Below are 24,729 nucleotides of genomic sequence, written 5' to 3'. Positions count from 1 at the left end.
AGATATCGTACCCTATATAGGAAGCGAAGGGACGCTTGCCCCGCCTCTCCTGCTTGCATGCTTGCCAAACGGGCCCATCTCCTGCATAGGATTACTTCCATCTTCTCCGTCGCAATTGCATACTCGCCGTTCTGCAACTCGACGTAGAAATTTAGAATTATTCTAAATAATTTAGGGGCGTCGCCTCCAGCCGTCAAGGCGAACTGTGGCCTGGACCTTGTCGCCGCTGCGGCACCTGAGCCAGATCGCGTTCCGGAGGACGCTTCCGGCAAAGGCCGACGAGCCCAAGGTCCGAACTCCATGCCTGAGGTTATCTTCACCGGTGAGAAGGGGCGGCTCGAAGGCCGCTACCAGCCCGCCAAGACGCGCAACGCGCCGATCGCGATCATCCTGCACCCGCACCCGCAATTCGGCGGGACGATGAACAACCCAGTCGTGTACAACCTCTACTACCAGTTCGTGAACCGCGGCTTCTCAACCCTGCGGTTCAATTTCCGCGGCGTCGGACGCAGCCAGGGCTCTTTCGACCACGGCCAGGGCGAGCTTGCCGATGCCGCCGCCGCGCTCGACTGGGCTCAGTCGATCAACCCGGACGCCCGGGCCTGCTGGATCGCCGGCTTCTCCTTCGGTGCCTGGATCGGCATGCAGCTTCTGATGCGGCGCCCGGAGGTGGAAGGCTTCATCTCCATAGCCGCGCCCGCGAACCTCTACGACTTCTCCTTCCTCGCACCCTGCCCTTCCTCGGGGCTGTTCGTCCATGGCGACAAGGACGCGGTGGTGCCGTTCTCGGCCGTCACCGGCCTCGTGGAGAAGCTCAAGACGCAGAAGGGCATCATCATCGAGCAACAGACCGTTGCGGGCGCCAACCACTTCTTCGACGGCCGGACCGAGGAGCTGATGGAGGTCGTCGGCACCTATCTCGACAAGCGTCTGCCCGGCACCCGCAAGAAGGAAAGCGCGGCCTGAAGCGGTCGGGCGAAGCGGGCTTGGTCGGAAAGACCGCCGGCGTCGCCGTTCAACGGTCTGAATTCCATGCAAAAGCCCGGCACGGGGTCCCGTGCCGGGCTTTTGCTTTATCCGATCGGCGTGCGCTCAATTGAAGGCGACACGCTCCGGCGCGCTCACCGTCACAGTGTCGCCGCGACGCATGATCTCGACTTCGCTGGCATTGGCACCCTCGGCGCCGGGCACGGAGAAGCTCACAGCCTGCTCAGGCTGCAGCGTGGCCTTGACGCGGACAGGCGCCCCACCGCCCACGCTCAGCGTGGCGACGACGTGATACCCATCGGTCTCGGTGGTGTAATACGCCACGCCGGAGACATAGCCGATGTTGATGATCTGGGCCTGTCCGGGACGCGGGGCCTGCGACTTCTCCCACGCGCCGGCAGGGGCGAGAGCGGCGGCGGCGAGGAGACCGGCTACGGCGGCGGGAATGGCGACGCTGAAAAAGGTACGCATCTGAGTTGCTCCAATTCGGTTCTGTCCGGGCCGATTGGTTGAGACGGCGTGGCCTGGCGAGCCGGAGGATCCGGGAGCCCTTTAAATACACCTCCCATTGTGCGTCGCATCATCCGATTTCGCATCGCACCAATGCGTTTAAGGAATACTTCGTTGATTGGGATCACGATTCATTTTTTCTGAACATTGCGTTCAGCTTTTCTGGCATACCAGGGATAATCACGCCTCCCTGCTGCGCTGTGGGTACGCCCGTCGTTCCAGGAAAGCTCAAAGGCAGCCCTCGCAGCGCACGTGCGGCGAGGAAGCCGAAGGCCTGCGCCTCCAGGGCATCGCCCGACCATCCCACCGTGTCGGCCACTTCGACCGGTATGCCCAGCCGCTGGCTGAGCATGTCGACCAGGGTGGGGTTGCGGGCCCCGCCGCCGGCGACGACGACTCTCTTCGGGCGGCGGGGCAGCAGCGGCAGCACGGCCGCCACCGAGGCGGCTGTAAGGGCCGTGAGCGTCGCGGCACCATCCGGCGTGCTCATGCGGTCAAGTCCCGCCCGCTGCTCTACCCATTGTCGGAAACTGTTGCGGTCCAGAGATTTGGGCGGTGGCAGGCGAAAGAAAGGGTGCGTCATCAGCGCTGCCACCACCGCTTCGTCGACCGTTCCGGCCGCCGCGACACGCCCACCCTCGTCGTAGGCGGCACCCGTCCGAAGGGTGAGGAAATCGTCGATCAGCGCGTTGGCGGGGCCGGTGTCGCAGGCCACGGGGTCCGCGTCGCCATCGATGAAGCTGATATTGGCGACACCGCCGAGGTTGAGCACCAGCAGCGGCTCAGGCCCCGGCGACAGCTTCGCCAGGGCACGGTGATAGACCGGCACCAGAGGAGCGCCCTGCCCGCCAGCTACGACATCGGCCGCGCGCAGATCGTACACCAGTGCGGGCACGGAGGGGCCGGCGAACGGGCGCAGCGCGGCCGCCAGCGCCGCGCCGTCGCCGATCTGTACCGTCAGCCGCTGCTCGGGGCGATGCAGTACGGTCTGGCCGTGGAATCCCACCACATCCACGGGCTGCCGCGCGACCTCCATCAGGAAATGACGCAGCGCCTCGATATGGCGCTGGGTCACGCGGTGCTCGGCAGCCTCCACAGCGCCCGGCCGCTCGTCACGGTGCCGGATGGCGCGGGCATCCTCCAGCGCGCGGAAGAACAGCGCCCGGTCCTCCGCCTCATACGGATAGGTCCGCCATGGGCCAAAGCCGCCGATGCGTTCGCCATCCGTCTCGATCAGGGCAACGTCGATGCCATCCAGCGACGTCCCGCTCATCAGGCCTACGGCTTTCAGCATGTCCGGCTTCCTGTCCTCGGGGTGCTTTCGGGCATTGAAGCTGATAGTAGAGCCCCGCATCCACCATCGCGTTTACGCAGGCACGCCATGAGCACCTTCCGTTCCGATTTCCTGCACACGCTCCACGAGCGCGGCTTCATCCATCAGGTCTCCGACGAGGCCGGCCTCGATGCCCTGTTCGCCAAGGAAACCGTGACGGCCTATATCGGCTTCGACCCTACCGCACCGTCGCTGCACGCCGGCGGCCTCATCCAGATCATGATGCTGCACTGGCTGCAGAAAACCGGTCACCGGCCGATCTCGCTGATGGGCGGCGGCACCGGCATGGTCGGCGACCCCTCCTTCAAGGACGAGGCGCGCCAGCTTATGACGGTCGACACGATCGAGGCCAACATCGCCTCGATCAAGCGGGTGTTCTCGAACTACCTCGCCTATGAGGAGGGGCCGAACGGGGCCCTCATGATCAACAATGCGGAGTGGCTGCGCTCGCTGAACTACCTCGAGTTCCTGCGCGACGTGGGGCGGCACTTCTCGGTCAACCGCATGCTGTCCTTCGACAGCGTGAAGACGCGGCTGGAACGCGAGCAGTCGCTCTCGTTCCTCGAATTCAACTACATGATCCTGCAGGCCTATGACTTCGTCGAGCTGGCGAAGCGTTATGATTGCCGGCTGCAGATGGGCGGCTCGGACCAGTGGGGCAACATCGTCAACGGCATCGATCTCGGCCATCGCATGGGCACGCCCCAGCTCTACGCCCTGACCTCGCCGCTGCTGACCACCGCCTCGGGCGCCAAGATGGGCAAGTCGGTCAACGGCGCGGTGTGGCTGAACGCCGACATGCTCGGCCCCTATGCCTTCTGGCAGTACTGGCGCAACACCGAGGACGCCGATGTCGGCCGCTTCCTCAAGCTCTACACCACCCTGCCGATGGACGAGATCGCCCGGCTGGTGAACGAGGCGCAGGGCTCGGGCATCAACGAGGTGAAGAAGATCCTCGCCACCGAAGTGACCGCCATGCTGCACGGCCGCGCCGCGGCAGAGGCGGCGGCGGAGGCGGCCCGCAAGACCTTCGAGGAGGGCGGCGTCTCGGCCGACCTGCCGACCGTCGAGGTGGCGGCCGCGGAACTGGAAGCCGGCATCGGCGTGCTGGCGGCCTTCGCGGAGAGGACCGGCCTCGTCGCCTCCAACGGCGAGGCACGCCGCCAGATCAAGGGCGGCGGCCTCAAGGTGAACGACGCCAGCGTCACCGACGAGAAGGCGCTTCTCACCGCGCGCGACCTGAACGCCGACGGCGTCATCAAGCTCTCGCTTGGCAAGAAGAAGCACGTACTGCTTCGCGCGGTATAGGCCCGCGGCGGCGGTGGCCGGTCAAAGGCCACCGCGCCCGCCCTCAGCGCGAGGGAACCAGTGCCGGCGGTGTCGGATCGGGTGCCTGCCGGAACTCGAAAATCTTGCGCAGGAAACCCGGTGCCACGGCGGAGATAGGGTTGATGCGAAGCGTCGGACCGGACAGCGGGCCGACAATCTCGTAGGTCACGCCGACAAGCCCTTCATTCGGCCCGCCGCCGAGGAAGAAACCCAGCACGGGAAGGCGGCTGAACAGATTGTTCAGGCCGTAGGCGGGCACGAAGGTGCCGCGCACCCCGACCTTGTCGCCGACGAAATCCAGCACGCCATCGAAGGTGGAGCCGATCGCCGGACCCCAGATCGCCCCGTCGCGGATCTGAAGGCGGCCGGCGGAGCGCTGGAACGCGACCTGAAGCTTCTGGAAGGCGACGGCGCCGCCGGGCTGAAGCCGGCCGTCCTTGGTCTTGTCCGGCGCGGCGGCGATCAGCCGGTCGAGCCCGGGCTCGCCCCGGATCACGAAATCGCGCATGTTGACGGTGCCATCCTGCGGCTTCCCCGTCGCATTGGGAGGGTCGACGCTGACCCAGAGGTCGCCGCCATAAATGCGGGAATAGAAATCGACGAAGCGCAGCAGCGCCCCCGCGTCGCTCGTCAGGATCTGCAGCGCGGGACGGCCGGTGCGGTCCGGGCGCAGATCGCCCTTCACGCCGCCATCGCGCCCCACCAGGGCGGCAAGGCTGAAGGTCCGCAGATTGCCATCGCGACGCGACATGCGCAGCACGGCCTGCCGCATCGCCTCGCCATTGTTGCCCTTCACCACGCCGAGATTGACGTCGAGGTCGATATCGGCCGGCTTCTTCTGCGCGCTGGTTCCAGCGATCGGGGCATCGAGCAGGCTCTTCAGGAAAGCCCGCGCCTCGATGACCTCGCCACGCACCGTGATCTTGGCGACCCCGCCGTCGATGTCGATCTTCACGCTCGCCTTGTCGCCATCGGAAAGCTGGAAGGTCGGCAGATTCGCGGAAACCAGATCACCCTTGCCGTTGAGATCGACGTCGCCCCGAATGTTGACGCCGGTGCCGGTGACGGCAAGGTTGTCGATCTTGATGGAGTCGCTGCGCACGGTCGCATCGGCGGTCAGCTTGGCAGGCTTGCCCGCCGGTTTGGACCATCCCGGCACGAGTTCCGCCAGCCGCGCTGCGGTGAGGTCGAGTTCGACGTTGCCCTTCTTCTCCTTCGCACCGATCGTTCCGGTGAGCTTGACGCCAACCGATCCGCTGAGGCCGGCGAGCTCGACATTCATCTTGTCGCGCGCGGCATCATCCAGATTGGCGGCGAAGCGGAAGCTCATGTCGGCGCCGTCGCGCGGCTTGTTGACCTCGAAACTGGCGGGCGCTCCGGCAATCTTCCCGTCGCCACGCAGCAGCGTGGTCGAGGCGGTGGCGAACAGCTTCACCGTCGCGTCGTCCAGCTTCTGGCCCTGGAAGATCTTGTCCGCCGAAAAATCCGTCAGGTCGGCCTCAAAGGCGTAATCGACGTCCTTCATGGACATCGGCTCGCGCAGCGTCAGGTTGATCTGCGCAGTACCGCTGATCTGGCCCTTGATGGTGCCGGGATCGAAGGGATCATTGCCCGGGCTCTTGAGCGCGGGGGTCGACAGCATGTCGGCGGCGGCGGCGGCCGGTCCCTCCACCTTCACGCTCAGCTTCGCCGTGGGATTGGGCATGATGGTGTTGGGCACATCGAGCACGCCCTCCGGCAGCGACAGCTTCCGGCCGCCCGGCGTCTCCATCACGACGTCCGTGGCCACCGCATGCGCGCTCCGCCCCGTCGCCTGAACGAGGAGCGTGGCATTCTGCAGCGGCGGCAGGCCAGGCGCCGCCCGGATCACTCCATTGACGCCGGCGACCTCGACCGCAGCGCCTTCGGTCGGCAGCGGCCTGTCCTTATTGCCGATGGAGGAAAGCGGCGCGGCGAACCGAATATTCGTGCGGGTCACGTCGCCGGAGGCGACGTGCTCATAGATCCAGCGCCGGACATCCGGCGCGGCGACGATGGGCCAGAGTCGCTTCAGGGATGTCACCGACATGGGAGTACCGACCACATTCATGGTCAGCACCGGGTCCGGCAGGCCTGCGTCGAAGGACCCGTCTATCGTCAACCCGCCTTGAGGGCCCGAGAACACCGCCTTCTCGATCACGAGCTTCCGGGTATCGGGCTCGAAGCGGAGATCGAAGGCGCCCTGGTCGAGCAGCAGCGGCGGCTCCTTCTCCGCGTCCGGACCGCCGCCGCCGAACAGGCCGTGAATGCGCGTCGTGTGGAGGCGCCAGGGGGCTGCTGGATCGGCCGGGGGCGTGAGCTCGGCCGCGAAGGTGAGGTCGAGCGGATCGGCCTTGATCGACAGCGGATCGATCACGAAGAGGCGGCGCGCGGGATCGAGCCGGACATCGACGGCGACCTGCTTGATGAGCATCATCCCCGCCGCGTCGGCCCCCATCTGGAGCTTGCCCGCGCCGGCGACGACGCGGCCGCGGGCGCTCGCTATCTGGCCATCGCGGGCAATGTCGGCCTCGAGCCGGAGGCTGAGCGGCGAGGTCGCGATCATCGAATCGTCCGCCTTTCCGGCAGCGGCGAGAAGATCGCGCGAGGCGAGATCGCGCACCTCGAAGCTCATCTGCCGATGGTCCTGCTCAAGCGGACCAATCACGATCTGAGCCGACCACGGGCCATTGGCCCCGGTGGCATCGAAATCCACCGTCGCGCCACCCGCCAGCGGGCGCGCGACGTCCAGATTGATGTTCTCGAACGTCCACTTCTGGCCGCTCGCCTCGTTCTCGATGCGCAGCGTGCCGTTCTTGAGCCCGGCCTCCGTCAGCTCGGTGCCCCCGAAGCCGCCATTGTCGATGGCCTGCGCGAGAGCGGCCAGCGCCGGCAGACGGGTGGGGTCGAAGATGGCGGCGGCAGGCGGTGGAGCCGACTGCCCATCGGCGGCGGCGGCAGCGGTGGCGGGAGGTGTACTCCTGCGAGCCTCTGAGCCCGGCGGTGCAGCCACGATCGGCTTCGCCCCCCGCCCCGTCGCCACCGAGAGCTCGCCTTGCGCGTTGATGTGAACCGAAAGCTCCGCCCCGATGAGAGCGATTCGCTGCGGTGCCGAGAGCCACGGCAGCAGGGAGGTGCGAATTCCCACCTCCGCCTGCGGCGCGCTCGCCACCACCTCGCCCTGCGCGTTCCGCACCACGATGTCGTTGACGCGCACGACGAAGTCGCCGGCCTCGCTGCGCGCGGCGGTGATGGAGCCGATCTCGACCGTCTCGCCGGTGCCGAGCCGCTGCTCGATTTCACGAGCGACATAGGGCCGCAACAGGTCGAGACCGACGAAGCCGGACACGACCAGAGCGTAGGCGGTGATCCCAAGGAGGATGGCAAGCCCGCAGAAGCTTGCCGCGGACCAGCCACACAGCCGCGCCCAGCGCGGCAGCAGGCGGCGTTCGAGGAGCTGCTCGGCCATCTCCGCGCGCACACGCGAGCGCAGCCGGATCCTGTGCCGTCCGGCCATACCGTTGCGCTTTGCGTCGCGGCTCATCAAAAGCCAAGATCTCCGAGGGCCGTGCGGCCTGCGACGCGGTTATCCGCGGCCCGCCGGAATCGCTGATCCACCATGGTCCCCGTTCCGTAGTGCGAGCCTATACTCGCCCCCGAGCGAATTCTCTGAAAAACCTGACAAAAGGAAGGCAGACGATGATCGAGCCCGGCCATCCCGCCCCAGACTTCACTATAACCGACGATGCTGGCGCGACGCTGTCGCTCGCCGCCTTTCGGGGGCGCAATCTTGCGCTCTATTTCTTTCCCCAGGCTGGCACGCCGGGCTGCACCACGGAGACGAACGACTTCAACCGACTGGCCGCCGAATTCGACGCCGCAAACACCGTCGTCCTCGGTATTTCCGCGGATAGTGCCCGCAAGCTCGCCAATTTCCGCACCAAGCACGCGATCAGCTTCCCGATGGCCGGCGACGAGACCCATGCCCTGCTCGAGAGCTACGGCGTGTGGAAGGAAAAAAGCATGTACGGCAAGAGCTACATGGGCATCGAACGCACCACGGTATTGATCGATTCGCAGGGAATCGTTGCCCGCCTATGGCCGAGGGTAAAGGTGGCGGGCCATGCCGAAGAGGTGCTGGCGGCCGCGCAGGCGCTTTAATTCGCCCGCGCTGCGGCGGGATCAGTCGACATCATCCACGCTGGCCGGGCCGCCGCCATAGGCGCGCTGGGCCAGCGCAGCCTCCATGAACGGGTCGAGATCGCCGTCCAGCACCTCCTGCGGGGTGCCCGACGTCACACCCGTGCGCAGGTCCTTCACCAGCTGATAGGGCTGCAGCACGTAGGACCGGATCTGGTGGCCCCAGCCGATATCGGTCTTCGCCGCCTGATCCGCGGCAGCCTGAGCCTCCCGCTTCTTCAGCTCCATCTCGTAGAGCTTGGCACGAAGCATCTCCCAAGCGGTCGCGCGGTTCTTGTGCTGCGAGCGGTCGCCCTGCGCCACCACCGCGATGCCGGTCGGAATGTGGGTGAAACGGACCGCCGATTCGGTCTTGTTCACGTGCTGGCCGCCGGCGCCACCAGAGCGCATGGTGTCGATGCGCAGGTCGCTTTCCTTGATGTCGACAACGATGCGGTCGTCGATCACGGGATAAACGTCGACCGAGGAGAAGGAGGTCTGCCGACGGGCATTGGAATCGAAAGGCGAGATGCGCACCAGCCGGTGGACGCCGGCCTCGGTCTTGAGCCAGCCATAGGCGTTGTGGCCTTTAACGAGGATGGTGGCCGACTTGATGCCCGCGGTCTCGCCCCCGGACTCGTCCACCATCTCGACCTTGAAGCCACGCCGCTCCGCCCAGCGCGTGTACATGCGCAGCAGCATCAGCGCCCAGTCCTGGCTGTCGGTGCCACCCGCGCCGGCATGGACTTCGAGATAGCTGTCATTGGCGTCCGCTTCGCCGGAAAGCAGCGCCTCAAGCTGGCGGCGTGCGACCTCGGCCTTGAGCCGGGCGAGAGAGGCGGCGGCCTCGGCCACCACGCCGTCATCGCCTTCGGCTTCGCCCAGCTCGATCAGCTCGACATTGTCGGCGAGATCGCGCTCGATGCGCTCAAGCGCGCCCAGCCCGTCCTCCAGCGTGCCGCGCTCCTGCATCAGCTTCTGCGCGCGCTCCGGATCGTTCCAGAGATTCGGGTCCTCGGCCATCGCGTTCAGCTCGGCGAGACGGGCCTTGGAACGGTCGAAATCGATGTGCTGCCGCAGCAGGCCAGCGGCTTCCTTGATTTCGTCGACGCTCGCAGCGAGCTCGGCGCGCATGATGGTCACTCTCGATTGGTCGGAAGGCCGCGGAAAATAGAGGCGAAGGGCGGCGCTGTAAACGGCGTCGGGTTATTGCAGAGTGACGCCGCACACGGCCGGGCGCGGCGCGGCCTTGCTGCCGCGCCCGGCCGGACCCTGTGCCGTCAGTAAAGCCCGCCGGTGCCGTCGGTGCCGACCGCGCGGTCAGCTTCCGGGGTGACGCTGCTCGGCAGCCCGGGAGCGCCGGAGCCGGCGATCGAATAGCTGTCGGGCGGCGCCGTGCCCGGCTTGAACCCCTCGAGGATCGAATTCTCCCCGGGGCCGGCGCGCAGTCCGGACTTGGGATTGACCCGGATCAGCTTGATGCCCGGAGGCACGCGGAACGGCACGGCCGGGCGATCCGCCAGCGCGACCTTCATGAAGTCGCGCACCACGGGGGCCGCGATGAGGCCGCCGGTCGAGCCCTTGCCCATCGGCTTCGGGGTGTCGTAGCCGAGATAGACGCCCACCACCATGTCGGGGGTGAAGCCGATGAACCAGGCGTCCTTCTCGTCATTCGTGGTGCCGGTCTTGCCGGCCACCGGCTTGCCGAGCTCCTTGAGCGCGGTGCCGGTGCCGCGCTGAACGACACCCTCCATCATCGAGGTGATCTGGTAGGCGGTCATCGGGTCGATGACCTGCTCACGGCGATCGACCAGCGTCGGCTCGGCCTGATTCTGCCAGCTCGCGGCGTCGCAGCCGCGGCACTCGCGCTCGTCGTGCTTGTAGATGGTCTTGCCGTAGCGATCCTGGATGCGGTCGATGAGCGTCGGCTTGATCTTCACGCCGCCATTCGCCAGCTCGGAATAGGCCGTCACCATCCGCATCACCGTCGTCTCGCCAGCGCCGAGCGCCATCGAAAGGACCGGCATGAGATTGTCGTAGACGCCGAAGCGGCGGGCATATTCCACGATGGTGGGCATGCCGAGATCGTTGGCGAGCCGAACCGTCATCACGTTACGCGACTGTTCCAGCCCGAAGCGCAGGGTCTGCGGACCATAGAACTTGCCGGAGTAGTTCTCCGGCCGCCACGTCGCCTGCCCCGCCTGGCTCAGCTCGAACGGCGCGTCCATGATGATGCTGGACGGCGTATAGCCATTGTCGAGCGCGGCCGAATAGACGAACGGCTTGAAGGACGAGCCGGGCTGCCGATACGCCTGGGTGGCGCGGTTGAACTGGCTTTCATCGAAGGAGAAGCCGCCCGCCAGCGCCAGCACGCGGCCGGTCCACTGGTCCATGGCGATGAGCGCACCTTCGATCTGCGGCTGCTGGCGCAGGCGCCACTGGCCCTGCTTGCCGTCGATGGCCTCGACATAGATGACGTCGCCGGGCTTCAGCACGTTCACGAGGCCGGACTTGCCGCCACGGCGGGCCCATTTCACCCCGTCCGGGGTGATGATGCCAACCTCGCGCTGGGTCTGCAGGACACCGGATTTGTCCCGCTGCGGCTGGAGGCCGATCTTGGCGGCGTCGTTGCCGGTTTCGAGAACAACGGCAAGGCGCCACGGGATGTCGTTGAACGAGCGCACCGAGACGAGCCGCCCGCCCCAATCGCCCGTCGGTTCGATCACGGTTACCGGGCCGCGATAGCCGCGCTGCTCGTCGAAACGGGTGAGGCCGTCCAGCAGCGCCTTCTTGGCGATCTGCTGCAGCTTGGGGTTCAGCGTGGTGCGCACCGAAAGGCCGCCGCCATAGAGCTTGTCCTCGCCATAGCGCTCGGCGATCTCGCGACGGACCTCCTCGGCGAAATACTCGGCCGAGAAGATGTGGGCGCCGGTCGGGCGGACGGTGACGGCGAGGTCTTCCGCCTTGGCCTTCTCGGCCTGGGCCTGGGTGATGTAGCCGTTCTCGGCCATGCGGTCGATCACCCAGTTGCGCCGGGCGATCGCCGCCTCGCGCTCGCGGAACGGGTGATAGTTATTCGGGCCCTTCGGCAGCGCGGCGAGATAGGCCGCCTGCGCGATGTCGAGCTCGTTCACCGACTTGTCGAAATACAGCAGCGACGCCGCCGCGACCCCGTAGGAGCCGATGCCGAGATAGATCTCGTTCAGATAAAGCTCAAGGATGCGGTCCTTGGAATAGGCCCGCTCGATGCGCAGCGCGAGGAGCGCCTCCTTGACCTTGCGGTCAAGCGACACCTCGTTGGTGAGGAGAAAGTTCTTCGCCACCTGCTGGGTGATGGTCGAGGCGCCCTGGGGGCGGCGGCCGGAACCGTAATTCTGCAGGAAGGCATAGGCGGCGCGGCCGATGCCGGTGATGTCGATGCCGCCATGGGAATAGAAATTCTTGTCCTCGGCCGAGATAAAGGCGTCGATGACAAGCTTGGGGATGTTCTGGATCGGGAGGAACAGCCGGCGCTCCTTCGCATATTCCGCCAGCAGCGAACCGTCGCCGGCATGGATGCGCGTCATCACCGGCGGCTCGTAATTCTGCAGCTGCGAGTAGTCCGGCAGATCCTGGGAAAACTTCCAGATGAAATAGCTCGCGCCCGCACCGGCGACCACGAACACGATCGTGCCGAGTGCAAACATGAAGCCCATGAAACGCAGAAAAAGCCGCATGCCGGCCCGACCCCGCATCCTGTCGCCCGGCGCCGTCGGGTGACGCTGCGCCGGCACGGTGAATCTCATCGCCCTGCCGTACCGTCTGGGGGCGAACTATGGCCGTATCGCGACGGCGCGGGTCTTGTCACGTGGATGCGCAGGTCCCCGCCGGGCGGCGCTCTCCCGGCGGGGACCTTGTCAGGGCATGGCCACCGGAACCGAGCCGGTGCGCTCGCGCAGGGAGAAATAGGCGTTTATCGCCGTCACCATCGCGTCGGTCACCTTCGACTGCCAGGCGTCGGAGGTCATCAGCTCGAGGTCCTTGGTGCTCGAGAGATAGCCGAGCTCGAACAGGACCGACGGCACGTCCGGCGCCTTGAGCACCTTGAAGCCGGCCGATTTGATCGGGGATTTGTGCATGCGCGCCACGCCGTCCACCCCGGAGACGAGGGTGCGGGCGAACTGGGCGGAAAAATTCTTGGTTTCGCGCTGGGCAAGATCGAGCAGGATGCCGGCGACGTCGGTCGGCTCTTCCGAGAGGTCGAGACCCGCGATCATGTCGGCGCGGTTTTCATCGTCGGCGAGTCGCTGGGCCTCGGCGTCGGATGCCCGGTCCGACAGGGTGTACACCGTCGCCCCGCGCACCTCGCCGGTCCGCGCGGCCAGCGAATCGGCGTGCAGCGAGATGAAGAGCTGGGCCTGATGATCGCGCGCGATCTTCACCCGGTCCCCCAGCGGCACGAATGTGTCGCTCTCCCGCGTCATCACGATCCGGTAGCGCCCGGTCGCCATCAGCTTGGTCCGCAGGGTACGGGCGATCTGCAGCACCACGTCTTTCTCGTTGATGCTGGCCGTGGCGTTCACCGCGCCGGAGTCGACCCCGCCATGGCCGGGGTCGAGCACGATGACCGGCCGACCGTCATCGGGGCCGACCGTCGGCGGCGCGAGCGCCGGCACAGCCTGGGCCCGCTGGACCGGCGCCGCCACCGATTTCATGAAGCTGACGCGGTCCGTCTTCACGAGGTCCACCACCAACCGGGCCGGTTGGCCGTCGATCGGGTCGATGACGAAGGCCTTGTCGATCTTTACCGGGCCGGTCAGGTCGATCACCAGCCTCGCCTTGCCCGGAGCAAACAGCCCGAAGCGATAGGCGGAGACAAGGCCACGCCCCTCCCGCCCCGCAGAGGCGGGCAAGGCGAAGGCGACATCGGGAATGTCGACGACGACGCGGTAGGGATCGGCAAGCGTGAAGGCGCCGAGCGCGACCGGCCGGGAGAGGTCCATGACCAGCCGCGTGCGTTCCCCGTCGCCCGCCAGCCGGGCGTCGGTCGCCACCGCCGGGCTGGCGCTTCCGGCATCGGTCACAGCGGCGGGCATGATCGCAGCAGGCACCTGCACCGGGGTCGTCGCCGCAGCGACGTCCGTCGAGCCGGCTCGCGCAACGGGAAACCCGGCGACGAGGCCCATCAGGAGCACCCACAGAACGACACGCCAGCCCATCCGCTCTCCTGCGCTTGGCACCTCTGGAGAAAGCTATCGAAACGCCCCGGCGTCGGGACACTCAGTTCTAACGGAATAGGCCGCGAGGGTTAACCGTATCTTGACAGCACGGGCACAGCCGCCGCCAGCACCGCACAGCGCCGCCCACCTGACCAAAGGGCCATTGCGAACTTGCCAAAAGGAGGCGCATGCCGTTATTAAGAGCAAGCAAATGGATCGCATTTCGGATCGCCCACGCGGTGTCCGGCATTCGCGTCCGGGCGGTGCGGATTCCCAGCAATGGCATGTCCGCCTTCCGTCGTGCAGGTCCTTCATGGCAGCACGACGGCGCGCAGCGCGACCTGGTCGGTGTCGCCTTCGCCCCCGGATGCTTCCGCCGACACCCCCATCGGGACATCCGGCGCTGAGGACCGGCCTTTAAGGCCGGCCGCGCAGTGTGCCTCCGGATGCCGAGGGCCGGATCCAAGGATCGCGGCCTCCATGTTCGGTCGAGGGATAGACGGCAGCAAGCAATGAAGCGTCCGCCGGCACGTGCAGATCAGGGGCGTAACCGGAAGTTCCGGACGCTCCGCGACTGTCGCCCGGCTCTGGCGCATCCCGGCTCAGGCCCGGCTGGCGGACCCGTTGGCTCCCCTCACCCGTTTCCGATCACCGCTTATGGACATGGCCCCTGCGATCCGGCGCTGCGTGCGCCCGCGCGGGGCTGTCCGCATATGAGAGTTCCATGGCCAACAAGATGCTCATCGACGCCACCCACCCGGAGGAGACCCGGGTCGTGGTGGTGCGCGGCAGCCGGGTCGAAGAGTTCGACTTCGAGGCTGCCAACCGCAAGCCGTTGCGCGGCAACATCTATCTCGCGAAGGTAACGCGGGTCGAGCCGTCCCTGCAGGCTGCCTTCATCGAATATGGCGGCAACCGCCACGGCTTCCTCGCCTTCAGCGAAATTCATCCCGACTATTACCAGATCCCCGTCGCCGACCGGCAGGCCCTGCTTGCCGAGGAGGAGCGTCAGCAGAAGCGCGATGCGGAGGACGAGGCTGAGGACAAGCCGAACGCCCGCGCCCGTCGTGCCCGCCCGGCGCGCCGCAGCGACGACAGCGTCTCCGAGGGAGCCGCCGAGGAGTCGACCGACGACGACAATGATTCCGGCCCCGCCCGTCGCACCCGCCGTCCCTCCGCCGATGATGAAGGCGGCGGCGTCGAGGAAGTGCATGCCGAGGAAGAGGTCGTGGAGCAGGTTGGCTCCGACGACGCGCTGGAGGAGGTGCCGGAGCGCCAACCCCAGCGCCGCGCCCGCTCCTACAAGATCCAGGAAGTGATCAAGCGCCGGCAGATCATGCTGGTGCAGGTCGTGAAGGAGGAGCGCGGCAACAAGGGCGCCGCGCTGACCACCTATCTCTCGCTCGCCGGCCGCTATTCCGTGCTGATGCCGAATACCGCCCGTGGCGGTGGCATCTCCCGCAAGATCACCTCGGCCGAGGACCGCAAGCGACTGAAGGAGGTCGCCTCCGACCTCGAGGTGCCGGAGGGGATGGGCGTCATCCTGCGCACGGCCGGTGCCAACCGCACCAAGGCCGAGATCAAGCGCGACTTCGAGTATCTGCTGCGGCTATGGGAAAATGTGCGCGAGCTCACCCTCGCCTCGACCGCGCCGTCGCTGGTCTATGAGGAAGGCTCGCTGATCAAGCGCTCCATCCGCGACCTCTATAACAAGGACATCGACGAGGTTCTGGTCGGTGGCGAGGAGGGCTACCGCGAGGCCAAGGACTTCATGCGCATGCTCATGCCGAGCCATGCGAAGAACGTGAAGCCCTATCGCGACACCCAGCCGGTTTTCGCCCGCTTCGGCGTGGAAAGCCAGCTCGACGCGATGTTCTCGCCGATCGTCCAGCTCAAGTCCGGCGGCTACATCGTCATCAACCCGACCGAGGCGCTGGTCTCGGTGGACGTGAATTCCGGCCGCTCCACCCGCGAGCACAATATCGAGGACACCGCCCTCAAGACCAATCTCGAGGCGGCCGAGGAAGTGGCCCGCCAGCTGCGCCTGCGTGACCTCGCCGGGCTGATCGTCATCGATTTCATCGACATGGACGAGAAGCGGAACAACCGGGCGGTCGAGCGGAAGCTGAAGGACTGCCTCAAGAACGACCGCGCCCGCATCCAGCTCGGCCGCATCTCGCATTTCGGCCTCATGGAGATGAGCCGCCAGCGCATCCGTACCGGCGTGCTGGAGAGTTCGACCGAGGTGTGCCCGCATTGCGGCGGCACCGGCCACGTCCGCTCCTCCTCGTCGGTCGCGCTGCAGCTGCTGCGCGGGGTGGAAGACCTTCTGCTGAAGTCCAACACGCACAACCTGATCGTCCGCACCCGTGCGGAGAACGCCCTCTACGTCCTCAACCACAAGCGCGCCCACCTGCACGAGCTGGAGGAGCGCTTCGGCGTCACCATCACCATCTCCGCGGATCAGAGCCTGACGGGCCTGATGCCCTTCGCCATCGACAAGGGCGACGCGGTTCCGAACCCGATCCCGCTTCCCCGCATCACCGAGATCACCGCCGAGGTGGTCGACGAGCCGGAGGATGAGGCGGTCGAGGCCGAGGACGACTCCGAGGCGGAAGCCGTTAGCGAGGCCAAGGCCGAGCCGGAGGGCTCCTCGCCGGCGGCGCGCGAAAGCCGCGAAGGGGGAGAAGAGTCCGCACGTGGGGAAGGCGAAGGCGGCCGTCGCCGCCGGCGTCGGCGTCGGCGTCGGCGGGGCGGCGCTGGCGAAGCCGGCCAGAACGGCCAGAACGGCCAGGCCTCCGGCGAAAACGGCGCTTTTGAAGAGAGCGACGAAGACACCGATTCCGAGGAGGATGGCGAGACCGGCTCCCGCGACAGTGAGGCCATCGACAGTGAGGCGATCGCCGCCGCTCCGGTGACAGGCGAGGCGGCGGAAGCGGCGCTCGATCTGGCTCAGGACGCGGCAGCCGAGGCCGCCAGCGAGGCGGCGGAAGCGCCCGCCGGTGAGAGCCCCACGGAGACGGGGACCTCTGACGAGGGCCGGCGTCGCCGTCGGCGCGGTGGCCGGCGCGGCCGGCGCGACGATGATGCGGCGGAGACGGCCTCTGATGAGGCCGTGCCGGCGGAAGCCTCTGCTCCTGTCGAGCCTGCCCCTGCTGACGGCGCGGCCGAGGCCCTTCCCGATGCCCCGGTTCCGGACGTCACCGAGCCGGTGGCGGCGGAGAAGCCTGCCCGCAAGCCGCGTACCCGCCGGGCCGCGAAGACCCAGGAAGCCGCGCCCGCCGAAACCGCGCCCGCCGTTGCCGAGGGCGCGGTTGAGCCGGCGGCTCCGGAAGAGGACGCGGCGGTCGCCGAGGTCAAGAAGGCGCCGCGTCGCCGCCGTTCTACCGTGCGGGAGCCTGCGCCGCTCGCCGTCACCGAGGAGACGGTGAGCGCCCCCGTTGTTTCGCCGGAACCGGCCGCGCCTGATGAGGGCGCGGAGGCCGCGTCGGCATCCAGCGAGGACGGATCGGCTCTGCCGGCGACGCCGCCGCAGGACGAAGCGCCGACGCTGGTTGAGGCGGCCGAGGCGTCGCCCGATGCCCCGCCCGCTACTGACGAGGCGACCGCCAGCAGCGACACCTCGGAAACACCCTCCAGCGGGCCGTCCGACGATGAAAACCGGCCCCGTCGGACGGGCTGGTGGCAGCGCAAGATCTTCGGCAACTGAAATGAAGAACCCCCGGAAGCGCGGCTTCCGGGGGTTCTTTCTTTCCAGAGGTTCTCTGTTTCCAGCCCGCCGCGCGACGGGCTGGAGATCAGCCGCGCTTCAGGAAAGCGGTGATCCGCTCCACGCCTTCGCGCATGTCGCTTTCCGAGCCGCAATAGGAGAGCCGGAGATAGTGGTGCCCGCGGGCCGGGTCGAAATCGACCCCCGGCGTCGCGGCAACACCCGCCTCGTCGAGGAGCCGGCGGGCCAGAGCCGTCGAATCCGACGTGAAACGCGACACATCGGCATAGAGATAGAAGGCGCCGTCCACCGGCATGAACTCCGGCAGACCGGCCGCCGGCAGCCCGGCGCTCAGGAGCCGCCGATTGGCCTCGTAGCCATGCTTCACTGCCTCCATCTCCGCCGCGCCGTCGAAGGCGGCCTCGGCGGCGAATTGCGAAAGCGTCGGCACGGAGATGGAGAGGTTCTGCTGCAGCCGCTCCACCGCGCGGATCATGGAAAGTGGCAGCACCATCCACCCCACCCGCCAGCCGGTCATGCAGAAGTATTTCGAGAAGGAATGGATCACCGTGACCTCGGCCGACAGGCTCGCCGCGGTCACCGCCGGGAAGGCATAGTCCAGCCCGTGATAGATTTCGTCGGAGATGAAGCGGATGCCGAGATCGCCAGCGGTGGCCGCCAGCGTGGCCAGTGCCTCCGGCGTCATCATCGTGCCGGTGGGATTGGCGGGGCTCGCCACCAGCACGCCCTTCAGCGGTGCCGAGGCATGGGCCTCCGCCAGCGCCTCCGGGGTGATCGACCAGCGCGAGGCGGCGTTTGTCTCGATCAGCACCGGCTCGCAACCCAGCGCATGCAGGATGTGCCGGTAGGGCGGATATCCCGGGCTGGCCAGCGCAACACGGTCGCCGGGCTCGAACAGCGCCAGGAAGGCCAGGATGAACCCGCCCGACGAGCCCGTGGTGACCACGATCCGGCCGGGATCGACGTCGAGGCCATACCGCTCGGCGTAGTGCCGGGCGATCCGCGCGCGCAGCGAGGGGATTCCGAGCGCGTTGGTATAACCGACCGGACTTTCCATCGCCGCCCGCGCCGCCGCCTGCCGGGCGGCGAGTGGCGCCTGCGCCGCCGGCTGGCCGATCTCCATATGTATCACGCGACCGCCAGCCGCCTCGATCTCCGCCGCCCGCGCCATCACGTCCATGACGATGAAGGGGGTGATCTCGCTGCGGCGGGACGGCGTCACGCCTTGGCCCAGGGCCTGGAAACCCGCACGGGCACGCGCGAGCGCCGCTGTCTGGATCAGCGCAGAGGTCATCCCGCTCACTCTCCCTGTCGGCCCGCAGCCACGGAGCGCGGGTTGCCGTTCTGATGCCGCATTCTGCGGCTGGTCTGCTGCCACCGACTCCGCCAGTCCGTCGCTTGACCCGCCGCGCTTCCTGCCGTCATGGTCCGGTCGCGCGCCCCCAAAAACGATGCATGATGCCTCTGCTCTCCGTTGACAAGCCCTCACGACCGATCCGCCGTCTGGCAACGTGGCTGTCCGTCGCCACCATGGCGGTGCAGGGGCTGGCGATGCCGTTCGGCGCGGTGCCGGCGTATGCGCAGGAGTCGGTTCCCGGCAGTCGCCCGACCATCATCCGCGACGCCGAAACCGAAAACCTGATGCGCGACTACACCCGGCCGATCTTCCGCGCCGCGGGACTGCAGCAGCAGAACATCGAAGTCGTGCTCATCAACGACCGCTCCTTCAACGCGTTCGTCATGGACGGGCGGCGCATCTTCCTCAATGTCGGTGCGCTCACTCAGTCGCAGACGCCCAATGAGATCATCGGCGTGTTGGCGCACGAGACCGGCCATATCGCCGGCGGCCATCTCGCCCGCATGCGCGAGCAGCTGGAAACGGTGCAGACCCTTGCCGTCGTCGGCATGCTGCTGGCCGGCGCCGGCGTCGCCGCGGGAGCCGCCAGCGGCACCAACATGGGCAATCCCGCCGGCGCGCTGATGGCGCCGGGCGAGATGGCCCGGCGCTCGCTCCTGGCGTATCAGCGCAGCGAGGAACAATCGGCCGATCGCGCTGCGGTGAGCTATCTCACCGCCACCAAGCAGTCTCCGATGGGGATGCTGAAGACGTTCGAGCGCTTTGCCAACGACCAGCTTTTCCTGAGCCAGCGTGTCGATCCCTATGTGCTCAGCCACCCCATGGCGCGCGAGCGCGTGGCGGCGCTGGAGGACCTCGTCGCCAAGAGCCCCTATCGCGACGCGAAGGACCCGCCCGCCCTGCAGGCGCGGCACGACATGATGCGGGCGAAGCTGGTCGCCTTCACCGAGCCTCCCGATTCGGTGGCGCGGCGCTACCCGCTCTCCGACACGTCCTTGCCGGCGCGCTATGCCCGGGCCATCTCGGCCTATCGCTACGGCAATGTGAACGACGCGGTGCGTCAATTCGATGCGCTGATCGCGCAGAACCCGTCGAACCCCTATTTTCAGGAGCTCAAGGGGCAGGCGCTGCTCGAATCCGGCCGCGCGCGGGAAGCCATCGCGCCTTTGCGCCGGGCCTCCACGCTTTCCGGCGGCAATGCCCTGATCCGCATGCTGCTCGGCCAGGCGCTGGTTGCCGCGGGTGACAAATCCTCGACTGAAGAGGCGATCCGCGAGCTGAACTTCAGTCTGCAGCAGAGCGGCGGCACGCCCGCGGCATGGCGCTATCTCGCCATGGCCTATGGCCAGAAGGGCGACATACCCAATGCCGACCTCGCCTCCGCCCAGGCGGCACTGGCGGCTGGCGACGTGCAGCTCGCCCGTGAACTCGCCGGACGTGCCCGTCAGCAGTTTCCGCTCGGTTCGCCCGGCTGGCTGAAAGCTGACGACATCGTCAATTTGAAGCCGCCGCCGCGCCCGGTAAGAAAGAAACCTTCCTGATGGGCCCCCGGCCCACCCGCTTTTCCACCCGGAGACTTCGATGCTGCTTTCCCTCCCCCGCGCCTTCGCCGTCGGCATGATGGCCATGGGCCTTGCATTCGCGATGGCCCCGGCCCCCGCCGCGGCGCTCGACGACGTCCAGCGCGCGGAGTTCGAGGCTCTCATCCGCGATTACCTGATCAAGAATCCCGAGGTGATCCAGGAGGCGATCGGCGAATTGCAGAAGCGGCAGGAAGCGGCGGAAGCCACCCGCCGCAAGGCGCAGATCGCGGCCATGAAGACGGAGATCTACAACTCCCCCCACGCCATCGTCGTCGGCAATCCGGAGGGCGACGTCACCCTGGTCGAGTTCTTCGACTACAATTGCGGCTTCTGCAAACGCTCGCTGGGGGATCTGGTCGATCTCGTGAAGAACGACCCCAAGCTGAGGGTGGTGCTGAAGGAATTCCCGGTGCTCGGGCCGGGCTCGGTGGAGGCCGCGCAGGTTGCCGTGGCGGTTCGGCTGGTGGCCCCGGAGAAGTATTTCGAGTTCCACCAGAAGCTGCTCGGCGACCGCGGCCAGGCCAACCGCGCCAAGGCGCTGGCGGCGGCGAAGGACGTCGGCGTCGACCCTGCCAAGGTCGAGAAGGCCATGGCCGAGCCGGAAGTGCGCGCCGCGCTGGAGGAAAGCCTCAAGATCGCCGACACGCTCGGCATCAACGGCACGCCGAGCTACATTCTGGGCGACGAACTCGTCATTGGCGCGGTCGGGCATGACCAGCTCAAGGGCGCGATCGACTCGGTCCGCGCCTGCGGCAAGACCCAGTGCTGAGGCTTTGGCTCTCGGGGACAGCGTGTGACGTCTCTTTGGCGGGGACTGCGGCGGGTTGGTCGCGGTCCCCCCTTGGCGGAACCGTTGGGTTTGCCTATAAACCGCGCGTCCGCACGGCATTGGCTGGGCGAGCGCAGACCTGAGACGCGATGCCTGTTCACCCGTCGACAACCGTCCACGTTCTCAATGGACCGAACCTCAACCTGCTCGGCACGCGCGAGCCGGCGGTGTACGGTCGCGCTACGCTTGCCGACGTCGAAGACGCCTGCCGTTCCACCTGTGACCGCCATGGGCTGGAACTGGTGTTTCGCCAGACGAACCACGAAGGTGAACTGGTGACCCTGCTGCAGCAGGCGGCCGGCAGCCTCGGCGTGGTGCTCAATGCCGCAGCCTACACCCACACTTCCATCGCCCTGGCCGACGCCATCAAGGCGGCCGGCCTCAATGTCGTCGAAGTGCACCTGTCCAACGTCTTCGCCCGCGAGGCCTTCCGCCACCACTCCTTCATATCGCCGGTCGCCCGCGGGGTGATCTGCGGCTTGGGGATCGAAGGCTACCGCCTCGCGATCGACGTGCTCGCCTCCAGCCGCGCCAATTGAGGGAGACGGGTCCGCGACCGTCACGGGATCATGATGAAAACCAACAAGCCCGCCATAGACCCCGCGCTGGTGCGCGAGATCGCCAACCTGCTCTCCGAGAGCGACCTCACCGAGATCGAGGTGCAGCACGAGGATCTCCGCATCCGCGTGGTGCGCGCCGCCCCGACTTTCGTGGCGCCGGCGCCGGTCGCGGTAGCCGCCCCGGCCGTCACCGCCCCCGTAGCGACCGCGCCGGCGGCTCCTGCGGCGCCCGCGAACGCTGATCCGGCAAAGCATCCGGGCGTCGTCACCTCGCCGATGGTGGGCACCGCGTATCTCGGCCCTGAGCCGGGCGCCAAGTACTTCGTGGATGTCGGCTCGGTGGTGAAGGAGGGCCAGACCCTGCTCATCGTCGAGGCGATGAAGACCATGAACGCGATTCCCGCTCCCCGCGCCGGCACCGTCACGCGGATCCTCATCGAGAACGCCCAGCCGGTCGAATATGGCGAACCCCTCCTGATCATCGAGTGAGGAACGCCCCCATGTTCGGCAAGATTCTGATTGCCAATCGCGGTGAGATCGCGCTTCGCGTCCTTCGCGCGTGCAAGGAGCTCGGCATCGCGACCGTCGCAGTGCATTCGACCGCAGACGCCGACGCGATGCATGTGAAGCTCGCGGACGAGAGCGTGTGCATCGGCCCGCCTGCGGCCAAGGACAGCTACCTCAACATTCCCGCCCTGCTCGCGGCGTGCGAGATCACCGGCGCGGATGCGGTGCACCCCGGTTATGGCTTCCTCGCGGAGAATGCGCGCTTCGCCGAAATCCTCATCGATCACGGGGTGCAGTTCATCGGGCCCAAGCCCGAGCACATCCGCATTATGGGCGACAAGATCGAGGCCAAGAAGACCGCCCGCCGCCTCGGCATACCCTGCGTGCCGGGCTCCGACGGCGGCATCACCTCCGATGAGGAGGCGATGCGGGTGGCGAGCGAGATCGGCTTCCCTGTGCTGGTGAAGGCCGCTGCCGGCGGCGGCGGCCGTGGCATGAAGGTGGCGCGCTCGGCAGAGGAACTGTCCGCCGCGCTGTCGACGGCGCGTTCCGAAGCCCGGGCCGCCTTTGGCGACGACGCGGTCTATCTCGAGAAATATCTCGGCACGCCGCGCCACATCGAGATCCAGGTGCTCGGCGACGGCAAGGGCAATGCGGTGCATCTGGGCGAGCGCGACTGCTCGCTGCAGCGGCGGCACCAGAAGGTGTGGGAAGAGGCCCCCTCGCCTATCATCACGCCGGAACAGCGGCACCGCATCGGCGAGACCGTCGCCCAGGCTATGCGCGACCTGAAATATCTCGGCGCCGGAACCATCGAGTTCCTGTATGAGAACGGTGAGTTCTATTTCATCGAGATGAACACCCGCATCCAGGTGGAACATCCGGTGACCGAGGCCATCACCGGCATCGACCTCATCAACGAGCAGATTCGCGTTGCCGCAGGTGAAGAGCTGTCGATCCGGCAGGAAGACGTGGTGCTGAACGGCCACGCCATCGAATGCCGCGTCAATGCCGAGCATCCGCGGACCTTCCGCCCCTCGCCCGGCAAGATCGGCTACTGGCACGTGCCCGGCGGGCTCGGCGTGCGGGTCGATTCAGCGGTCTATCAGGGCTATGCGATCCCGCCCTATTACGACAGCCTCGTCGGCAAGCTCATCGTCCACGGCAAGACCCGCGCCGAATGCCTGATGCGGCTGCGCCGGGCGCTCGACGAATTCGTCGTCGAAGGCATCGAGACCACGCTGCCGCTGTTCCGCGAGCTGGCCCGCAACGAGGAAATCGTGCGGGGCGCCTATGACATCCACTGGCTGGAGCACTTCCTCGCGGAAGGCGAACCCGGGCGCTGACGGCGGGCTTCGACGTGCCAAGCCACTGAACCAGGCGGAGAGCCGGGCCTTCACAGCCCGGCTCTTCTGCTTCATGCTCGCGGCATGTCACGCCCTCGCGAACATCAGGTCGAAATCACCCCGGAAGTGCTGCTGAAGGCCTATGCCTGCGGCATATTCCCCATGGCGGAAAGCGCGGACGATCCCGGCCTCTACTGGATCGAGCCGGAGCGCCGGGGTGTCATTCCGCTTGACGACTTCGTCATCTCCCGCCGCCTCGCGCGCACGGTGCGGTCCGACCGCTTCGAAGTCCGCATCGATCACGACTTCGAGGCAGTGCTGGACGGGTGCGCCCAGCCGGCCGAGGGACGGAGCAAGACCTGGATCAACGCCCGCATCCGCAAGCTCTATCTCGACCTCCATGCCCGCGGCCATGGCCATTCGGTCGAGGCTTGGGAAGCCGGTGAGCTCGTCGGCGGGCTTTATGGCGTCCGGCTTGGGCGCGCGTTTTTCGGCGAGAGCATGTTCCACCGGAACCGCGATGCCTCAAAAGTGGCGCTCGTGCATCTCGTCGCCCGGTTGAAACGCGGTGGCTTCACCCTGCTGGATACCCAGTTCGTGACGGACCACCTGCGCAGCTTCGGCGCCATCGAGGTTTCGCGGCGGAGCTACCACCAGCTGTTGGCGAACGCCCTCGAAGGCGTGGCCGATTTCTACTGCTGGCCGCCGGGGGAAGCGATCACCGGGTCGGTCTGCTTGCAGTCGATCAGCCAGACGTCATAGATCGGGTGCTCCACGCCGTGGAGACCCGGACTGGCGGCAAACATCCAGCCGCCAAAAATCCTCTTCACCTCGCCGTCAAGCTCCACCTCCTGCACTTCGACGAAGCCGGTGGTGTTCTGGGTTTCGGTCGCCGGCCGGGTGTAGCAGACGCGGGGCGTGATCCGCAGCGCGCCGAACTGCACCGTCTCGTTGACCGCGACATCGAAGGTGATGATGCGGCCGGTGATCTTGTCGAGGCCGGAGAAGACCGCGGTCTTGTTGGCTATCTTCTGCGACGGCGGCTGCGTGAGTTCGACCTCGTTTCCGGCCGGTGCTGCCGGGGCTCCCGGCGTCGCCGGCGCTGTCTGGCCGGGTGGGACAACGACCGCCGGGGCGCCGGGCTTCGGCCGCGGCTGCGCGCGGCTCGGCGCCGGCTCCTCCATGATGGACGGCACGCCATCAGGAATCGGCGCGGAATCGGGATTCTCCACCGGACCGTCCGGGACATTGGCCGGCGGCAGC

17 protein-coding genes and 1 pseudogene are annotated in these 24,729 nt (G+C 67.2%); 10 read left to right on the top strand and 8 right to left on the bottom strand.

The window, feature by feature from the left end; all coding sequences use genetic code 11:
* Window positions 1-300: 300 nt before the first annotated feature.
* On the top strand, window positions 301-966 hold the full coding sequence (locus tag KHC27_RS15020) for an alpha/beta hydrolase (RefSeq protein ID WP_213340201.1): 666 nt from the start codon (window positions 301-303) through the stop codon (window positions 964-966).
* Window positions 967-1,092: 126 nt separating this feature from the next.
* Here the strand turns inward: KHC27_RS15020 and KHC27_RS15015 are convergent, their stop codons facing one another.
* Entirely contained in the window at window positions 1,093-1,458 is a 366-nt protein-coding gene (locus KHC27_RS15015) for a hypothetical protein (RefSeq protein ID WP_213340200.1), read from the bottom strand.
* 163 nt (window positions 1,459-1,621) lie between these two features.
* A complete protein-coding gene (locus KHC27_RS15010; protein WP_213340199.1) occupies window positions 1,622-2,791 on the bottom strand; it encodes an anhydro-N-acetylmuramic acid kinase in 1,170 nt (389 codons plus the stop codon).
* 87 nt (window positions 2,792-2,878) lie between these two features.
* Here KHC27_RS15010 and tyrS point away from each other — a divergent pair, with 87 nt between their 5' ends.
* A complete protein-coding gene (tyrS, locus tag KHC27_RS15005) occupies window positions 2,879-4,138 on the top strand; it encodes a tyrosine--tRNA ligase (protein WP_213340198.1) in 1,260 nt (419 codons plus the stop codon).
* 43 nt (window positions 4,139-4,181) lie between these two features.
* On the opposite strand, the gene KHC27_RS15000 is transcribed toward tyrS, so the two are convergent.
* On the bottom strand, window positions 4,182-7,721 hold the full coding sequence (locus tag KHC27_RS15000; RefSeq protein ID WP_213340197.1) for a YhdP family protein: 3,540 nt from the start codon (window positions 7,719-7,721) through the stop codon (window positions 4,182-4,184).
* A gap of 155 nt (window positions 7,722-7,876) precedes the next feature.
* On the opposite strand from KHC27_RS15000, the gene KHC27_RS14995 reads away from it, so the two are divergent.
* Window positions 7,877-8,338, top strand: a complete 462-nt coding sequence (locus KHC27_RS14995) for a peroxiredoxin (protein WP_213340196.1) — start codon at window positions 7,877-7,879, stop codon at window positions 8,336-8,338.
* A gap of 21 nt (window positions 8,339-8,359) precedes the next feature.
* On the opposite strand, the gene prfB is transcribed toward KHC27_RS14995, so the two are convergent.
* From prfB to KHC27_RS14980, 3 genes are all read right to left on the bottom strand, one after another.
* Window positions 8,360-9,490, bottom strand: a complete 1,131-nt coding sequence (prfB, locus tag KHC27_RS14990) for a peptide chain release factor 2 (RefSeq protein ID WP_213340195.1) — start codon at window positions 9,488-9,490, stop codon at window positions 8,360-8,362.
* A 146-nt stretch (window positions 9,491-9,636) separates the two neighbouring features.
* Window positions 9,637-12,072, bottom strand: coding sequence for a penicillin-binding protein 1A (locus tag KHC27_RS14985; protein ID WP_213340194.1), 2,436 nt, complete (start codon window positions 12,070-12,072; stop codon window positions 9,637-9,639).
* 180 nt (window positions 12,073-12,252) lie between these two features.
* A complete protein-coding gene (locus KHC27_RS14980) occupies window positions 12,253-13,554 on the bottom strand; it encodes an N-acetylmuramoyl-L-alanine amidase (protein WP_246519964.1) in 1,302 nt (433 codons plus the stop codon).
* Between the two features lie 724 nt (window positions 13,555-14,278).
* Between KHC27_RS14980 and KHC27_RS14975 the strand changes: the two genes are divergently transcribed.
* Window positions 14,279-17,263 carry a ribonuclease E/G gene (locus tag KHC27_RS14975; RefSeq protein ID WP_213340193.1) on the top strand — a complete coding sequence of 995 codons (2,985 nt, stop codon included), beginning with the start codon at window positions 14,279-14,281 and terminating at the stop codon, window positions 17,261-17,263.
* Window positions 17,264-17,351: 88 nt separating this feature from the next.
* Here KHC27_RS14975 and KHC27_RS14970 read toward each other — a convergent pair whose 3' ends face one another.
* Window positions 17,352-18,464 (bottom strand): pyridoxal phosphate-dependent aminotransferase, encoded by a 1,113-nt coding sequence (locus tag KHC27_RS14970; RefSeq protein ID WP_213340322.1) that lies wholly within the window; start codon window positions 18,462-18,464, stop codon window positions 17,352-17,354.
* A gap of 278 nt (window positions 18,465-18,742) precedes the next feature.
* Here KHC27_RS14970 and KHC27_RS14965 point away from each other — a divergent pair, with 278 nt between their 5' ends.
* The 6 genes from KHC27_RS14965 to aat all read left to right on the top strand — a co-directional run bounded on the left by KHC27_RS14965 (window position 18,743) and on the right by aat (window position 24,228).
* Window positions 18,743-20,182: a M48 family metalloprotease gene (locus KHC27_RS14965; protein ID WP_425514885.1), complete on the top strand. Its 1,440-nt coding sequence runs from the start codon at window positions 18,743-18,745 to the stop codon at window positions 20,180-20,182.
* Window positions 20,183-20,222: 40 nt separating this feature from the next.
* Window positions 20,223-20,993 (top strand): DsbA family protein, encoded by a 771-nt coding sequence (locus KHC27_RS14960; RefSeq protein ID WP_213340191.1) that lies wholly within the window; start codon window positions 20,223-20,225, stop codon window positions 20,991-20,993.
* Window positions 20,994-21,142: 149 nt separating this feature from the next.
* Window positions 21,143-21,592, top strand: coding sequence for a type II 3-dehydroquinate dehydratase (gene aroQ / locus KHC27_RS14955; RefSeq protein ID WP_213340190.1), 450 nt, complete (start codon window positions 21,143-21,145; stop codon window positions 21,590-21,592).
* Window positions 21,593-21,625: 33 nt separating this feature from the next.
* The gene (gene accB / locus KHC27_RS14950) at window positions 21,626-22,102 is read left to right on the top strand and encodes an acetyl-CoA carboxylase biotin carboxyl carrier protein (RefSeq protein ID WP_425514883.1); all 477 of its coding nucleotides are present in this window, start codon (window positions 21,626-21,628) and stop codon (window positions 22,100-22,102) included.
* Window positions 22,103-22,113: 11 nt separating this feature from the next.
* On the top strand, window positions 22,114-23,466 hold the full coding sequence (accC, locus tag KHC27_RS14945; protein ID WP_213340188.1) for an acetyl-CoA carboxylase biotin carboxylase subunit: 1,353 nt from the start codon (window positions 22,114-22,116) through the stop codon (window positions 23,464-23,466).
* Window positions 23,467-23,550: 84 nt separating this feature from the next.
* The gene (gene aat / locus KHC27_RS14940; protein ID WP_213340187.1) at window positions 23,551-24,228 is read left to right on the top strand and encodes a leucyl/phenylalanyl-tRNA--protein transferase; all 678 of its coding nucleotides are present in this window, start codon (window positions 23,551-23,553) and stop codon (window positions 24,226-24,228) included.
* Here aat and KHC27_RS22130 read toward each other — a convergent pair.
* Window positions 24,174-24,725, bottom strand: a pseudogene (locus KHC27_RS22130) (DUF2155 domain-containing protein); the annotation flags it as partial. The gene aat and the pseudogene KHC27_RS22130 sit on opposite strands and share 55 nt — an antisense overlap.
* Window positions 24,726-24,729: the final 4 nt, after the last annotated feature.

Source organism: Ancylobacter lacus, assembly GCF_018390635.1.
Taxonomy (GTDB): domain Bacteria; phylum Pseudomonadota; class Alphaproteobacteria; order Rhizobiales; family Xanthobacteraceae; genus Ancylobacter; species Ancylobacter lacus.
The sequence above is the reverse complement of the archived record's forward strand: the minus strand, read 5'-3'. Positions and strand labels throughout refer to the sequence as shown.

What these genes read in the sequence shown, in the direction of transcription:
- KHC27_RS15020 (WP_213340201.1), top strand. Translation starts at nt 301, where the DNA reads ATGCCTGAGGTTATCTTCACCGGTGAGAAGGGGCGGCTCGAAGGCCGC.
- KHC27_RS15015 (WP_213340200.1), bottom strand. Translation starts at nt 1,458, where the DNA reads ATGCGTACCTTTTTCAGCGTCGCCATTCCCGCCGCCGTAGCCGGTCTC.
- KHC27_RS15010 (WP_213340199.1), bottom strand. Translation starts at nt 2,791, where the DNA reads ATGCTGAAAGCCGTAGGCCTGATGAGCGGGACGTCGCTGGATGGCATC.
- tyrS (WP_213340198.1), top strand. Translation starts at nt 2,879, where the DNA reads ATGAGCACCTTCCGTTCCGATTTCCTGCACACGCTCCACGAGCGCGGC.
- KHC27_RS15000 (WP_213340197.1), bottom strand. Translation starts at nt 7,721, where the DNA reads ATGAGCCGCGACGCAAAGCGCAACGGTATGGCCGGACGGCACAGGATC.
- KHC27_RS14995 (WP_213340196.1), top strand. Translation starts at nt 7,877, where the DNA reads ATGATCGAGCCCGGCCATCCCGCCCCAGACTTCACTATAACCGACGAT.
- prfB (WP_213340195.1), bottom strand. Translation starts at nt 9,490, where the DNA reads ATGCGCGCCGAGCTCGCTGCGAGCGTCGACGAAATCAAGGAAGCCGCT.
- KHC27_RS14985 (WP_213340194.1), bottom strand. Translation starts at nt 12,072, where the DNA reads ATGCGGCTTTTTCTGCGTTTCATGGGCTTCATGTTTGCACTCGGCACG.
- KHC27_RS14980 (WP_246519964.1), bottom strand. Translation starts at nt 13,554, where the DNA reads ATGGGCTGGCGTGTCGTTCTGTGGGTGCTCCTGATGGGCCTCGTCGCC.
- KHC27_RS14975 (WP_213340193.1), top strand. Translation starts at nt 14,279, where the DNA reads ATGGCCAACAAGATGCTCATCGACGCCACCCACCCGGAGGAGACCCGG.
- KHC27_RS14970 (WP_213340322.1), bottom strand. Translation starts at nt 18,464, where the DNA reads ATGGACGTGATGGCGCGGGCGGCGGAGATCGAGGCGGCTGGCGGTCGC.
- KHC27_RS14965 (WP_425514885.1), top strand. Translation starts at nt 18,743, where the DNA reads ATGCCTCTGCTCTCCGTTGACAAGCCCTCACGACCGATCCGCCGTCTG.
- KHC27_RS14960 (WP_213340191.1), top strand. Translation starts at nt 20,223, where the DNA reads ATGCTGCTTTCCCTCCCCCGCGCCTTCGCCGTCGGCATGATGGCCATG.
- aroQ (WP_213340190.1), top strand. Translation starts at nt 21,143, where the DNA reads ATGCCTGTTCACCCGTCGACAACCGTCCACGTTCTCAATGGACCGAAC.
- accB (WP_425514883.1), top strand. Translation starts at nt 21,626, where the DNA reads ATGAAAACCAACAAGCCCGCCATAGACCCCGCGCTGGTGCGCGAGATC.
- accC (WP_213340188.1), top strand. Translation starts at nt 22,114, where the DNA reads ATGTTCGGCAAGATTCTGATTGCCAATCGCGGTGAGATCGCGCTTCGC.
- aat (WP_213340187.1), top strand. Translation starts at nt 23,551, where the DNA reads ATGTCACGCCCTCGCGAACATCAGGTCGAAATCACCCCGGAAGTGCTG.